The sequence below is a fragment of the Pseudoalteromonas sp. APM04 genome, assembly GCF_022809815.1.
In the GTDB taxonomy this organism is placed as follows: Bacteria; Pseudomonadota; Gammaproteobacteria; order Enterobacterales; family Alteromonadaceae; genus Pseudoalteromonas; species Pseudoalteromonas marina.
In genome coordinates this window covers 2868514-2881904 of sequence record NZ_CP094441.1, presented here as the reverse complement: position 1 = coordinate 2881904, position 13391 = coordinate 2868514, and the positions used below count along the sequence as shown (strand labels likewise).

12 protein-coding genes are annotated in these 13391 nt (G+C 40.5%); 7 read left to right on the top strand and 5 right to left on the bottom strand.

Features of this window, described 5'->3' with window-relative positions:
- Nucleotides 1–62: 62 nt before the first annotated feature.
- Together MTP24_RS13330 and tal are read right to left on the bottom strand one after the other, a co-directional pair.
- Complete coding sequence (locus MTP24_RS13330; protein ID WP_243531623.1) at nucleotides 63–251, bottom strand: DUF3545 family protein; 189 nt, start codon at nucleotides 249–251, stop codon at nucleotides 63–65.
- Nucleotides 252–552: 301 nt separating this feature from the next.
- Nucleotides 553–1503 carry a transaldolase gene (gene tal, locus MTP24_RS13325; protein ID WP_006793149.1) on the bottom strand — a complete coding sequence of 317 codons (951 nt, stop codon included), beginning with the start codon at nucleotides 1501–1503 and terminating at the stop codon, nucleotides 553–555.
- A 221-nt stretch (nucleotides 1504–1724) separates the two neighbouring features.
- Here tal and yaaA point away from each other — a divergent pair, with 221 nt between their 5' ends.
- Nucleotides 1725–2504 carry a peroxide stress protein YaaA gene (gene yaaA / locus MTP24_RS13320; protein ID WP_243531621.1) on the top strand — a complete coding sequence of 260 codons (780 nt, stop codon included), beginning with the start codon at nucleotides 1725–1727 and terminating at the stop codon, nucleotides 2502–2504.
- Nucleotides 2505–2629: 125 nt separating this feature from the next.
- The gene (locus MTP24_RS13315; RefSeq protein ID WP_243531619.1) at nucleotides 2630–3586 is read left to right on the top strand and encodes a mechanosensitive ion channel family protein; all 957 of its coding nucleotides are present in this window, start codon (nucleotides 2630–2632) and stop codon (nucleotides 3584–3586) included.
- A gap of 769 nt (nucleotides 3587–4355) precedes the next feature.
- On the opposite strand, the gene MTP24_RS13310 is transcribed toward MTP24_RS13315, so the two are convergent.
- Both MTP24_RS13310 and srmB read right to left on the bottom strand, forming a co-directional pair.
- A complete protein-coding gene (locus tag MTP24_RS13310) occupies nucleotides 4356–4676 on the bottom strand; it encodes a BON domain-containing protein (RefSeq protein WP_006793146.1) in 321 nt (106 codons plus the stop codon).
- A gap of 240 nt (nucleotides 4677–4916) precedes the next feature.
- Nucleotides 4917–6143 (bottom strand): ATP-dependent RNA helicase SrmB, encoded by a 1227-nt coding sequence (gene srmB, locus MTP24_RS13305; RefSeq protein WP_006793145.1) that lies wholly within the window; start codon nucleotides 6141–6143, stop codon nucleotides 4917–4919.
- A 75-nt stretch (nucleotides 6144–6218) separates the two neighbouring features.
- Here srmB and MTP24_RS13300 point away from each other — a divergent pair, with 75 nt between their 5' ends.
- Nucleotides 6219–6920, top strand: coding sequence for a methyltransferase (locus MTP24_RS13300; protein ID WP_243531617.1), 702 nt, complete (start codon nucleotides 6219–6221; stop codon nucleotides 6918–6920).
- A 151-nt stretch (nucleotides 6921–7071) separates the two neighbouring features.
- Nucleotides 7072–9081, top strand: a complete 2010-nt coding sequence (locus MTP24_RS13295; RefSeq protein WP_243531615.1) for an alpha-amylase family protein — start codon at nucleotides 7072–7074, stop codon at nucleotides 9079–9081.
- 136 nt (nucleotides 9082–9217) lie between these two features.
- Here the strand turns inward: MTP24_RS13295 and fldB are convergent, their stop codons facing one another.
- Complete coding sequence (gene fldB / locus MTP24_RS13290; RefSeq protein WP_039038247.1) at nucleotides 9218–9739, bottom strand: flavodoxin FldB; 522 nt, start codon at nucleotides 9737–9739, stop codon at nucleotides 9218–9220.
- 94 nt (nucleotides 9740–9833) lie between these two features.
- Here fldB and xerD point away from each other — a divergent pair, with 94 nt between their 5' ends.
- The 3 genes from xerD to recJ all read left to right on the top strand — a co-directional run bounded on the left by xerD (nucleotide 9834) and on the right by recJ (nucleotide 13353).
- Nucleotides 9834–10760: a site-specific tyrosine recombinase XerD gene (gene xerD, locus MTP24_RS13285; protein WP_243531613.1), complete on the top strand. Its 927-nt coding sequence runs from the start codon at nucleotides 9834–9836 to the stop codon at nucleotides 10758–10760.
- A 62-nt stretch (nucleotides 10761–10822) separates the two neighbouring features.
- Nucleotides 10823–11551, top strand: coding sequence for a bifunctional protein-disulfide isomerase/oxidoreductase DsbC (gene dsbC, locus MTP24_RS13280; protein ID WP_006793140.1), 729 nt, complete (start codon nucleotides 10823–10825; stop codon nucleotides 11549–11551).
- A gap of 80 nt (nucleotides 11552–11631) precedes the next feature.
- The gene (gene recJ, locus MTP24_RS13275) at nucleotides 11632–13353 is read left to right on the top strand and encodes a single-stranded-DNA-specific exonuclease RecJ (protein ID WP_243531611.1); all 1722 of its coding nucleotides are present in this window, start codon (nucleotides 11632–11634) and stop codon (nucleotides 13351–13353) included.
- Nucleotides 13354–13391: the final 38 nt, after the last annotated feature.

The following is a 13391-nucleotide window of genomic DNA, read 5'->3' as shown; positions in this document are numbered from 1 at the left end:
GTTTTAAGCATTAAAAAAGCCCTCATAAATGAGGGCTTTTTTGTAATTGGTGGGTATAGAAATTAATAATCTAGCTCATCAATTGCAATTGTGTCTGCAAAGTAATCAAATTCCTCTAATTCTTTACGTAGACGTTGTTTATCTTTTATTGCTTCTATTTCGCGCCATTTTCTTTTTTTGTTCTTCTGAGAGGTTTTTCTTTTTTCATCAGGACCTTCTAGTATCTCTAATATATCGTTTAGGCTATCCATGAACTTCTCCTATTGATTTTATTGACCTCAAGAGTACCTATACCACAGGCCCAGCTAAAATAGAATAAAAAAGTGACAGAGATGTTACAAAGTTGTGATGTTTAAATGAAGGTTTATACAAGTAAAGTATTGCTTTTAAATACAAAAACACTTTGTATAAAATTTACAAACAAATTTAAGTCGATGAGAGTTATTTTGTTTACAGCTAAAATGTATGAGGGAGGTCGGGTTATTAGTCCGCACTTTACAGGCATAAAAAAACGCCGCAATTGCGACGTTTTTTAAAGTACGTTCAAACCAATTACATTGCTTTAAAACGTGCTTCTAGCTGTTCTTGTGCATCAGCAAAAGAGCGAATACCTTCAGCAAGCTTTTCAGTTGCCATTGCATCTTGGTTATGTAACCAACGGAACTGAGCTTCTGTAAGCGGCTCAGGTTTCGGCTCTTTAGGAATATCACTTTCTAGTAAATATTCTTGTGCGCCTTCAAGGTTACCTAAGTCTTCTAAAAGGTTAGGGCTAATAGTTAGCTTGTCACAACCTGTTAGGGCAATAATTTCGCCCGTATTACGGAAACTTGCGCCCATCACTACTGTTTTGTAGTCATGACGTTTGTAAAATTCAAAAATGCTGCGTACTGATTGAACACCTGGATCTTGTAGTGGATCCGTTGGTTTTTCCATGCCGTTAGCAACGTGCCAATCTAAAATACGGCCCACAAATGGCGAGATTAGAAATACATTTGCATCAGCACATGCACGGGCTTGGGCGTCGCTAAATAATAAAGTAAGGTTACATTTAGTCCCTTCTTTTTCTAACTGCTCAGCGGCTTTAATACCTTCCCACGTAGACGCAACTTTAATTAAAATTTTGTCTTTGCTTACACCTTCTTTTTCGTAAAGGCTAAGTAATGTGTGTGCTTTATCAATAGTTGCTTGAGTATCAAATGATAAACGTGCATCTACTTCTGTAGAAATATAACCCGGTACAATCTCACTAATTTCTTTACCAAGTAAAACAGCAAAGTAGTCACATGCAAGTTCTAGTTGTTTAGCTGGATCTTGCTCGGTTTCTTTTGCATAGCTCCAAGCTTTATCTAGGTAAGGCTTATAAGCTTCAATCTCGCTCGCTTTTAATAAAAGCGACGGGTTTGTGGTTGCATCTTCTGGTTGATGCTTTTTGATCGCTTCAATATCACCAGTGTCGGCTACGATAGATGAATGTTGTTTTAGCCTTTGTAGAGCTGAAGTCATTTGCTTTCCTCATTCCAAGCAAGTTAAAAGAAAAATCGACCCTTAATATATACCATCCATACTGCAACAGTGTGACAATGCTTGATAGGTCTTATGTCCTTATCAATTAAAAAACGGCAATGTATGAATTTTTAAGGGAGGATTTATATAAACAAAACGTGCTTTTCGTTTCATTTAATGTTGAAATTGACATTAAATAATTTACAAGTCAATAGCTAACTATGATCACTGTTATTTCACCTGCAAAAAATCTTGATTACGACACGCCACCGGCAACCGATAAGTTCACTCAGCCTGAATTACTCGAGCACAGCGAGGAACTCATGAAAGTATGCCGTGAACTAACACCTGCGCAAATTGGCAGTTTAATGAAAATTAGCGATAAGCTTTCTGGCCTTAACGCTGCTCGCTTTAGCGAATGGTCGCAACCCTTTACCATTAATAATGCCAAACAAGCCGCGCTTGCTTTTAATGGTGATGTATACGGTGGGTTAGAGGCGAGCACTTTAACTGCAAGCGACCTTGATTACGCGCAAAGTCATTTGCGTATATTATCTGGATTATATGGCCTGTTAAAACCGCTTGATTTAATGCAAGCGTACCGACTAGAAATGGGCACTAAGCTTGAAAACTCTCGTGGTAAAAACCTGTATGAGTTTTGGGGCAGTATTATTGCTGATAAGCTAAATGAAGTAACAAAAGCACAAGATGCACAATATCTCGTTAACCTAGCCTCAAACGAATACTTCAAAGCGGTAGATAAAAAAGCGCTCAACGCGCAAATTATTACGCCGCACTTTAAAGACTGCAAAAATGGTCAATACAAGGTAATTAGCTTTTATGCTAAAAAAGCGCGCGGCATGATGGCGCGTTACATTATAGAAAACCAAGTAACGCAGTTAAGTCAGTTAAAAGAATTTACCGTTGCGGGGTATTACTTTAGCGCTGAGGCAACAACGAAAGAGTTAGAGCCGGTATTTATGCGCGAAGAGCAAAACTAACGCGTTTAATTAAAGCTAAACATATACCCAAAAAGCCATGCATTGCATGGCTTTTTATATGCTGGCGCTAAACTTGCAAACATGAGTTAAGTATTCACATTATTATTTACTCATAGGTGCAAAAAATGATCAGCATACCCTCGATAACAGAAGCCGAAAAACTTATCGAAGAAAAACTCGGCGGTTGGTTTGATGTTGTTATAAGTCACATTCCTAATTTTATAGTGGCGGTTATTATTGCCATTATATTTTCAATGCTAGCGCGCTTTGCTGGCAACCTTATGAAAAATATATTGCGCCGTTCACTCGACTCTCAACAAATAGCCGATTTAATGGCGTCAATATTTAAGGTTATTGTACTGTGCGTTGGGGTATTTATAGCGCTGGATTTTGTGGGTTTAAAAGGCACGGTTACCTCTTTATTAGCCGGTGCGGGTATTGTTGGTTTAGCCATAGGTTTTGCGTTTCAAGATATGACCGAAAACTTGATTGCGGGCATAGCAATGGGTATACGCAAACCCTTTAAAACAGGAGACGTAATCGAAACCGACGATGTGTTTGGTTCAGTACATTCTATAAACCTACGTAACACGCTAATAGAGAGCTTTTACGGGCAACTAATACTCGTACCAAACAAAGTATTATTTAGAAATGTGTTAAAAAATTACACCACACTTGGAGTTAGACGCATAGAGGTACCAGTAGGCATTTCGTATGGTGACGACATAGAAAAAGCGAAAGAAGTTATTGTAAATAAAATTAACGATTTGGACTTTGTCATTCGTAAAAACGAAACCGATGTTTATGCCGAAGGCTTTGGCGACAGTAGCATTAATTTACTGGTGTGGTTTTGGATTAAATACCCAGGTGAACCAGACTTTATGACAGTGCGTCATAAAGGCGTAGTTGCTGTTAAACAAGCGTTGGATGAAGCTGATATTAGTATTCCATTCCCTATTCGCACGCTCGATTTTGGTATTAAAGGCGGTGAAAAACTCGATGCCATGATCAGCGATAAAATTAACCAGCAATCATCAAATAAAGGCAACGCTGGTGGAGCAGATTCAAGCCAAAACGAATAAATGAGCCATTAATACCAGTGGGAATTATTTACTCACTCGCAACGCAATTTTACATTTAAATGCGCGTTGTGGGCTTAAATAAAAATGACTTATGGTTCACAACGACTAAATGCAGCTTTATAAAGCTGCATTTTTTTATGGCTATTTAAGTGTTTGAGAAGGTGAGAGCAACGTTAATTGATTATTGACTAAGGTCTATTTACCTTTTGGGGTGAAATTAGAACCGGGCTATGTGATATATCGATAAGGCTAAGCCTATTTTGTGGTTACTTCCCGAAACCGACGATAACGCAACATAAATATAAAACATGCAATAACTTTTGTGGTCCCCTCATAGGTTGCTCTTCCTTGTTGCCTAAATAATAGGTAATAAGGAGCAAGTAGGGCGTATAAGCTGTATACGACTTTAAGTTATACGTACATAGGCGTAGTCATTAAAATAATTCAGGAGTAGGTACTTAGCTTACTGGGTCACAAATCGCGCACCGTAATTATGTTGCTCCTTGATAAAACACGCTTTAGTAATGGCAGTTAAACAGGCCTAGGCTTAATATAAATTTATTATTTAAAGAGCGGATTATTTTGGCAAATATTAGGTTGTAATGTATGCAATTTACAATTGGTATTAGGCGGTAAGTAAGAGGTAATTAAAGCGAGTTTTTTATTGTAGTTAATGTGAGTTGCAAGTAAATACTGGCACAAAAAAGGCGCAGCATGTGTTGGAGTAACATGCTGCGCCTAGGATCAATTGGGTTAATAAAAATGCGATTCAAATAACACTAATTTTGTTACGGATGATTTTAACACCATCCATATTTTCTAAAAACTTTTGAGCAAGCGCACGTTCAAAACCGGTTTGCGCTTGACCATGTAATACTACCTCGCCATCTTTAACCTGTACGCGAATATTGCTTAATGCAAAGTTGGGGTTAGTACGAAGCGTGCTTGTAATGGTTTGCTGAAGGTTAGGTTGAGTTGCTACGCTGCTGACTACGGCTAGGTGTGTTGCTGCACTCACTTTGGTAGCGCAGGCTAACAAAAATAAACAACAAAACGAAACTAACGCGATAGTTAACTTTAAGCGGTTCATAACTCAATCCTTTTATATCAATTAAAAATTTAGCCAAACCATTAAATATTCTGGCTATTCTGTGTTTAATATTACAAGTTCAGTGCCAGTTTTAATTTATTGAAATATAAGGTTATTTTATTAAGTGGGAATTCAGGTGGGCAATAATTACATTTAAATGGGTAGGTGTTACATGCACCGGTTACATATGTTACACGCATTAAAAAGCCGGCATACGCCGGCTTTGGTAAATATGCTAAGTTACTTTTTCTTTTTAACTTTCGCTTTTTTCTTTGCTTTCATTTTTACCGGATCTTTGCGCTTTTTAACCGGTGGCTTAGCCTCTTTATGCTGAGGCTCTATTCCTTTAATTACACGGCGTTTTAGCTTTTGTTCAATGTAGCGTTCTACTTTGTACAAAATACCAATATCATGCGCTTCAACTAATGAAATAGCGATGCCTTTTTTACCTGCGCGACCAGTACGGCCAATACGGTGAACATATACGTCGGCGGTACGTGGCATATCAAAGTTAATAACGTGGCTAATGTCAGATACGTCAATACCGCGAGCAGCTACATCTGTTGCAATTAATATTTTAGTGCGGCCACTATGAAAGTTTTCCATTGCTTTCATGCGCTTGTCTTGTGGCATTTCACCTCGCAGCCAAGCGGCTTTTACACCGTTATTAGTTAATTCACCAATGAGAGTTTCTAAACGTTCACGGGTTTTAACAAATACAATGGCTTTACTCACGTCAGGGCCGTTAAGGGTGTTGACTAAAAGCTCGAGTTTATGGTGGTAATCATCAGCAAGATGAACCCACTGGTGAATTTTAGCTTTTTCTTTACGAGACGACTCAGCTTCTAACAAAGCTGGATCGTTTAATGTGGTTTCTGCAAATCGCTCTACGCTGTCACCCTCAAGGGTTGCTGAGAATAAAAAGCACTGACGGCGATTTTTAGCTTCGTCACAAATACGGCTCATTTCTTTTTTGAAACCCATGTCTAGCATACGGTCGGCTTCATCAATAATAAGCATTTCGACATGTTCAGCATGAAAGTTTTCAGTTTCAAGGTATTCCATTAATCGCCCTGGAGTGGCAATTAACACGTCGTTATTTTTTTCAAAAATTTCTTTATGCGTTCCGTAGTTTATACCGCCGGTCACGACACCTATTTTTAGGTGTGTACGTTTGGCGAGTAACTCACATTGCTCATGAATTTGATAAGCCAGCTCACGTGTTGGCGTCATAATTAATACGCGGGCAAAACCAGGTTCACGGCGCGGAAAATCCAATAAGTATTGAATCGCAGGAATTAAAAATGCCGCTGTTTTACCTGTGCCAGTTGGCGCAGACGCTAAAATATCACGTCCCTGAAGAGCTTCAGGAATAGCTTGTTGTTGAATACTGGTTGGCTTCTCGTAGCCCATTTTATCAATGGCATCGAGTAATTTGGTATCAAGATCAAATTCAGAAAATTGCATAGAGTGTCTAAAATAGTGGACAATTACCTTGATTATACGCGCTATGCTGCGCTTGGTGAATGAAAAGGTGAAAAAATGTCTGGTTTTGCATTTAAACAATTTAAGGTTGAACACGACCACTGCGCAATGAAGGTTTCAACCGACGGTATTTTGCTTGGTGCGTGGGCAAACTTAGCTGGTGCAAACTCGTTACTAGACATTGGTACAGGCACGGGGTTATTGGCGTTAATGTGTAAACAGCGCAGGCCAGCATTGAGTATTACTGCGGTTGAAATAGATGAAAACGCATACAATCAAGCATTACAAAACGTAGCAAATAGTCCGTGGCCCAATATAGCTATTAAGCATCAAACTATTCAAAGCTTTAATAGTGACGCTCCCTTTGATGTCATCATTTCTAATCCGCCTTACTTTAATCATAGTTTAAAAGGCAATAATGCCGCCCGAAACACTGCTCGTCACACCGATGGTTTGAGCTTTGAGGAGCTAATTAATGCGTTTAAGCGGCTTAGCCATTCACAGTCACGGTTTAGTTTAATACTGCCAAACACTGAGGCTATAGTATTTATTGAGCTTGCTACTCAAAAAGGGCTTTATTTAAATGCACATTGCCAAGTAAAAGCGACACCTAGCAAACCCATAAGCCGCAGTTTAATGACGTTTAGTTATCTAGAATCACAAAGCGACAATTCAACGCTATGCATTAGAGAGTTAAACAATAATTACACTACTGATTACATTACTTTGTGTAAGGCATTTTATTTAAAGATGGCGTAATTGTGAGGGATATTATCTAATAATAAAGGATAGTTTACCCATAATGCATACGTATTCAGTTGTTATTTAATCAATCTCAAGACTAGTGTTAACCACTTGTAAATAACGTTGGGCATGTTGTTTAGCCCGCCAACATTTGGAAACACACACTATGAAGCTGAATAAAATGGTCACCACCGCCGGTTTAAGCCTAGGTTTGCTTTTGCCTAATCTTGCAGCTGCTGCACCCACTACGTTTGTTCATTTATTTGAATGGAGTTGGCCCGATGTTGCACAAGAATGCGAGCAGTTTTTAGGGCCAAAAGGGTATGCTGCTGTACAAGTGTCTCCGCCTAACGAGCATATTACAGGCAACCAATGGTGGACTCGCTATCAACCTGTGAGCTACCAACTGCAAAGCCGAGGCGGTAACCGAACGCAGTTTGTAGATATGGTTAACCGTTGTAAAAGTGCAGGGGTCGATATTTATGTAGATACCTTAATTAATCACATGGCGGCTGGCAGTGGTAATGGCGTTGCGGGTAGCACGTTTGGTAATAAACAATACCCAATTTATAGCCCACAAGACTTTCATGAAAGCTGTAGTATAAATCCAGAAGATTACGGTAATAATCGTTACCGCGTTCAAAACTGCGAGTTAGTAGGACTTGCTGATTTGAATACGTCTTCAAATTACGTGCAAAATACTCTCGCTGCTTATATTAACGACCTTCAGGCTATTGGAGTAAAAGGTTTTAGATTTGATGCGGCTAAACACGTAGCAGCTAGCGATATTCAAAGCCTTATGGCTAAAATAAATGGCTCGCCGTTAGTGTTTCATGAAGTGATTGATCAGGGAACAGAAGCCGTTGATGCCTCTGAGTATTTAAGTACAGGGCTAGTTACCGAGTTTAAATACAGTACACAACTCGGTAATACATTTAGAAACGGCTCGCTTGCATGGTTAAGTAATTTTGGTGAAGGGTGGGGCTTTATGCCAAGCTCGTCAGCGGTCGTATTTGTAGATAATCATGATAATCAGCGGGGGCATGGTGGTGCGGGTAACGTAATTACCTTTGAAGATGGCCGCTTATACGACCTAGCTAACGTATTTATGTTGGCGTATCCGTATGGCTATCCAAAAGTAATGTCGAGTTACGATTTCCATGGTGATACCGATGCGGGCGGGCCGAGTGTGCCCGTTCATAACAGTGGTAATTTAGAATGTTTTGCAAGCAATTGGAAATGTGAGCATCGTTGGTCATACATAGCGGGTGGCGTCGATTTTAGAAATAACACCGCCGACAACTGGGCTGTGACAAATTGGTGGGATAACACTAATAATCAGATTTCATTTGGCCGCGGTAGCTCAGGTCATATGGCCATTAACAAAGAAGACGCAGCGCTCAATGCAACTGTGCAAACAGACATGGCGCCTGGCCAATATTGTAATGTATTAAAAGGTGAACTATCGGGCGATGCTAAAAGTTGTAGCGGTGAGGTTATTACAGTTAATAGTAACGGTACTATTGATCTAAATGTGGCACCTTGGGATGCGATGGCAATTCATAAAAACGTTAAGTTATCACAAGGTTCGACTTCAAATCCGAGTGGTGATTGGCAGCGTACCGTCATTTTTATTAACGCACAAACTCAAAGTGGGCAAGACATGTTTGTACGCGGCGGAATAGATCATACCTATGCAAATACAAATTTAGGTAGAAACTGTCAAACAACTAATGTGGAATGTGCGTTGCCTATTCGTCATAACAATTTAAAAAATGCCACTACAAGCCCATGGAAAGTAAACGATAACTATCTAGATTGGTACGGTATTGAAAGCGGGCAAAGCGCCCAGGCAGAAGGTACCGCAGCCGATTGGACTACAAACGTGTGGCCAAGTACATATGGTGCCCAAAAAACAGTAACTAACGACGGCTTTGGCGTTACGCCGCTTAATATTTGGGGCGAACACTATTGGATGCTAGATGTAGACATGGATTGCAGCAAAGCAGTAAATGGGTGGTTTGAGGTAAAAGCATTTGTTAAAAATGGCCAAGGCTGGGAAAGCGATATAAACCAAGCCAATACACCCTTTGCCAGCACTAACCATGTGGCACAATGTGGAAAAATAAATATGTTTGAATTTAATAGCTCAAATGTAGATATTCGTAACTTTTAAACCTATTCGTTAAATTTAGCGATTTGCATTATTACTAAAGCCAAACACCTAAGCGTGTTTGGCTTTTTACCATAAACAATATTGGTAATGTGTTAAATCGCTGTTATATAGCGTGGCAAGTATTACGCTTAAGCAGTTAAAGCGTTTCACTGTACTCGGTCATTACTTGCTCAACCCAGCTGGCTATGCGCTCATCGCTCAGCTCGTACTGGCTGTCTTCGTCAAGGGCGAGCCCTACAAACTGTTTGCCATCTGGGGTGAGTGCCTTTGAGGCTTCAAACTCGTAGCTGCTGTCGTTCGGCCAAAAGCCAAGTTGTGTAAATGTTTGTGTGTTTATTTCGTCGTGCAGCATACCTAGAGCGTCTTGAAACCACTGTCCGTAACCTTGTTGGTCGCCCATGCCAAATAAAGCAATGGTTTTACCATTTAGGTTTACATCTTTTATGTCGTCCCATTTTGACTCCCAGTCTTCTTGTATTTCGCCAAAGTCCCATGTTGAAATACCAAAGATGATAAAGTCGTACTGCTCTGCATTTTTTAGTGGTTCGTCTTTAATATTGTGAAGGCTGACTATATCGTCACCAATAAGGTCACGAATTTTTTCTGCTGCCATTTCGGTATAGCACGTAGTAGAGCCAAAAAATAAACCAATTTGCATCGTATTTATCACTGTGTAATTGCCTGATATGATAGGCTCAAGTTTACCGTAAGGTATTTTTAATTGATACCTTAGCAAAACATGAGAGCATAATGTGACAACGCTATCTGACGATTTTTCAGAAAATAAAAGCAGTATGAGCACCAATAGCGACTACCTAGAAACCTTTTTAGATAGCCTTTATTTAGAGCAAGGTGTAAGCGAAAACACATTAAGTGCTTACCGAAGCGATTTAGATAAGTTTTGCCAGTTTTTAAAAGGCGAAAACTTAATGGCGGTAACAGGGCACGACATTGAAAGCTACTTAGCGCATCGGGTTGATTTAGGCCTAAAGCCGCGCAGTACAGCGCGAAGTATCAGTGCGCTAAAACGATTTTATCAGTACTTTGTGCGTGAAAAACTGATTATCGACACACCAATGCTAAATATTGCTCAACCCAAAGCGGGGCAATCGTTACCTAAAACACTTTCTGAAACCGAAGTAGAAGCGCTTCTTAACGCCCCCAATACTGAAGAACCCATGGGGTTACGAGATAAAGCCATGCTAGAGTTACTTTACGCCACAGGCCTGCGTGTCAGTGAGTTGGTTGGGCTACGTATGGAGCAAATTAACTTACGCCAAGCGGTTGTGTTTGTAAAAGGTAAAGGCAACAAAGAGCGTTTAGTGCCATTGGGCGAAGAAGCCATGCATTGGCTTGAGCTTTTTTTAAAAGTGGGCCGCGCACAAATGATCAAACACGCCACCGACTTTGTATTCCCGTCAAAACGTGGTGTAGGCATGACTCGACAAACCTTTTGGCATAGAATCAAACACTATGCTATTTTGGCATCGGTTGAATCGCCATTATCACCCCACACATTGCGCCATGCATTTGCTACGCATTTATTAAATCATGGGGCCGATTTACGTGTTGTGCAAATGATGCTGGGACACAGCGACCTATCAACAACGCAAATTTATACTCATGTTGCTAATGAACGGTTAAAATCGGTACACGCGCAGCATCATCCGCGCGCTTAATTTGAAATTAAATAGTATTAAGCCGGTCAATATATTAAGTATTTTTAGGATAGAGAGAAGTTATGAAAAAATTAATGTTAGCAGGTGCCATGTTGTGCACAAGTATGAGTGCATTGGCAAATGACGTTGCAGTAACGCCAAATGCTAATGATCCTATTGTTACTAAGTTTGCGGCACTTGGCGTTACGGTTAAGCAAATAAATCCAAGCCCAGTAGCTGGTTTAAAAGAGCTAATTACAAATAAAGGCGTGTTATACGCAAGCCCAGACGGCCAGTTTTTAATGCAAGGCACGTTAATCGATTTAGACAACCGTAATAACCTAACAGAACAAGCTTTAAATAGCGTACGAGCTGAAGGTATTACAGAATACGAAGAGTCGATGATTGTGTACAAAGCACCAAACGAAAAACACAGCATCACTGTATTTACCGATATTAGCTGTGGTTATTGTCGTAAATTACACCGTGAGCTAAACGATTTACTTGATGCGGGTATTACCGTTAAGTACTTAGCTTTTCCGCGTGGTGGCCTTCAAGGTTCAGGCTATGCAGATTTAATGAATGTATGGTGTGCAAAAGATCAGCAAGAGGCGTTAACAGAAGCTAAAGCTGGTGAGAGTACCACGGCAGTTGCAGGTTGTAGTGCACCCATTGCTGAACACTACCAGCTAGGCCAAAGCTTTGGTATTAGTGGCACGCCAGCCATTATTTTAGACGATGGCACAATGATCCCAGGTTACCAACCTGCTGCTGCATTAAAAGCAGCGTTAGATGCTAATAAAGCATCTTAATAACGTGTTTACGTTTACAAAAAGGCCTTAATGGCCTTTTTTTGTCTTTTTAATACGACTTAATAAGTTAAAAAAACTGCATGAAAAAACTGATCATTGCGCGCGAAAACGTTAACGACTCGCACTTACCGAGTCATTTGCATCCGGTAATAAAACAAATTTACGCGACTCGTCGTGTGGTTGATGCCCAAGAGCTCGATAACGGTGTTGCTACGCTTCACGATTATAAATTGTTTAAAGACATCGACAAAGCTAGTGCGTTACTAGTCGATGCGCTTAAGGCGCAAAGCCACATTTTAATTGTGGGCGACTTTGATGCCGATGGCGCAACCAGTACTGCAACCTTAATGCAGGGGTTGCAAATGTTTGGTTTTCAAAATTTAGATTACCTCATTCCAGACCGCTTTAGCTTAGGTTATGGCTTAAGCCCCGCACTGGCCGAACAAATAGTACAAATAAAGCCCGATTTAGTGATCACCGTAGATAACGGTATATCCTGTATTGCCGGTATTGATATTTTAAAATCGGTAGGTATAAAAGTGTTGGTTACAGATCACCATTTACAAGGTGAACAGCTTCCCAATGCCGATGCCATTGTAAATCCAAACAGACACGAATGTAACTTTCCGTCAAAGTCTATTGCTGGTGTAGGCGTTGCGTTTTACTTATTAATTGCACTAAGAAGCCTAATGCGCGAACAAGGTTACTTTACGCAACAAACACCGCCTAACTTAGCAAACTTATTAGACATAGTTGCACTGGGCACAGTCGCTGATGTAGTTGCACTTGATGCAAATAACCGAACATTAGTACACCAAGGCTTAGCGCGTATTCGCAGTGGTAAAACACGCCCAGGTATTACAGCACTTATTGAAGTGGCCAACAGAAATGCAGCGCGTTTAAGCGCCAGCGATTTTGGTTTTTCACTTGCGCCACGTTTAAACGCAGCAGGGCGACTAGACGACATGAGTTTGGGCATAGCGTGTTTACTGAGTAACGATATAAACCAAGCAAGGCGTATCGCAAGCGAACTCGACAGCTTAAACCATGCAAGGCGTGAAATAGAGCAAGGTATGCAAGCTGAAGCACAAGCCGTGCTTGATAGGCTCGCCTTTACCGACGATAACATTCCCGATGCTATTTGTTTGTTTCAAGATGACTGGCACCAAGGCGTAATTGGTATTTTGGCTGGCCGTTTAAAAGAAAAGTACCACCGCCCAACCGTTATTTTTGCGGGTGGTGAAAATGGCGAAATTAAAGGCTCGTGCCGCTCTATTGAAGGGCTGCATATGCGTGACCTACTCGAAGGGTTAAATACCGCTATGCCCCATTTAATAAATAAGTTTGGTGGCCACGCAATGGCGGCGGGGTTAAGCATAGACGAGCAAAATTTTAACGACTTTAAAAACGCGTTTGATGCCGCAGTCAGTGCGCAATTAAGCGAAGAAAGTAAGCGTTGTATTGTATTTACCGACGGCGAGCTGCCAAACGACTGCTTTACCATGGAGTTTGCCCAACTATTAAAGCAATCAGGCCCATGGGGGCAGCAATTTCCAGAGCCTGTGTTTGAACATACCTTTGAATTAATTCAGCAACGTATTGTTGGTGAGAAGCATTTAAAACTGGTGCTTAAACATCAATCAGGGCGATTAGTTGACGCTATTGCTTTTGGTATAGACATAAAAGAGTGGCCAGATACCGAAGCACGCTTTGTTAAAGTGGCTTATCAACTTGATATAAACGAGTTTAGAGGTAAATTTAGCTTGCAGCTAATTGTACGAGAGCTTGAAAAAGTGCACTAAAAAATATGCACAATACATGCATAAAAGGCTAATAAAGC

What these genes read in the sequence shown, in the direction of transcription:
- MTP24_RS13330 (WP_243531623.1), bottom strand. Translation starts at nt 251, where the DNA reads ATGGATAGCCTAAACGATATATTAGAGATACTAGAAGGTCCTGATGAA.
- tal (WP_006793149.1), bottom strand. Translation starts at nt 1,503, where the DNA reads ATGACTTCAGCTCTACAAAGGCTAAAACAACATTCATCTATCGTAGCC.
- yaaA (WP_243531621.1), top strand. Translation starts at nt 1,725, where the DNA reads ATGATCACTGTTATTTCACCTGCAAAAAATCTTGATTACGACACGCCA.
- MTP24_RS13315 (WP_243531619.1), top strand. Translation starts at nt 2,630, where the DNA reads ATGATCAGCATACCCTCGATAACAGAAGCCGAAAAACTTATCGAAGAA.
- MTP24_RS13310 (WP_006793146.1), bottom strand. Translation starts at nt 4,676, where the DNA reads ATGAACCGCTTAAAGTTAACTATCGCGTTAGTTTCGTTTTGTTGTTTA.
- srmB (WP_006793145.1), bottom strand. Translation starts at nt 6,143, where the DNA reads ATGCAATTTTCTGAATTTGATCTTGATACCAAATTACTCGATGCCATT.
- MTP24_RS13300 (WP_243531617.1), top strand. Translation starts at nt 6,219, where the DNA reads ATGTCTGGTTTTGCATTTAAACAATTTAAGGTTGAACACGACCACTGC.
- MTP24_RS13295 (WP_243531615.1), top strand. Translation starts at nt 7,072, where the DNA reads ATGAAGCTGAATAAAATGGTCACCACCGCCGGTTTAAGCCTAGGTTTG.
- fldB (WP_039038247.1), bottom strand. Translation starts at nt 9,739, where the DNA reads ATGCAAATTGGTTTATTTTTTGGCTCTACTACGTGCTATACCGAAATG.
- dsbC (WP_006793140.1), top strand. Translation starts at nt 10,823, where the DNA reads ATGAAAAAATTAATGTTAGCAGGTGCCATGTTGTGCACAAGTATGAGT.
- recJ (WP_243531611.1), top strand. Translation starts at nt 11,632, where the DNA reads ATGAAAAAACTGATCATTGCGCGCGAAAACGTTAACGACTCGCACTTA.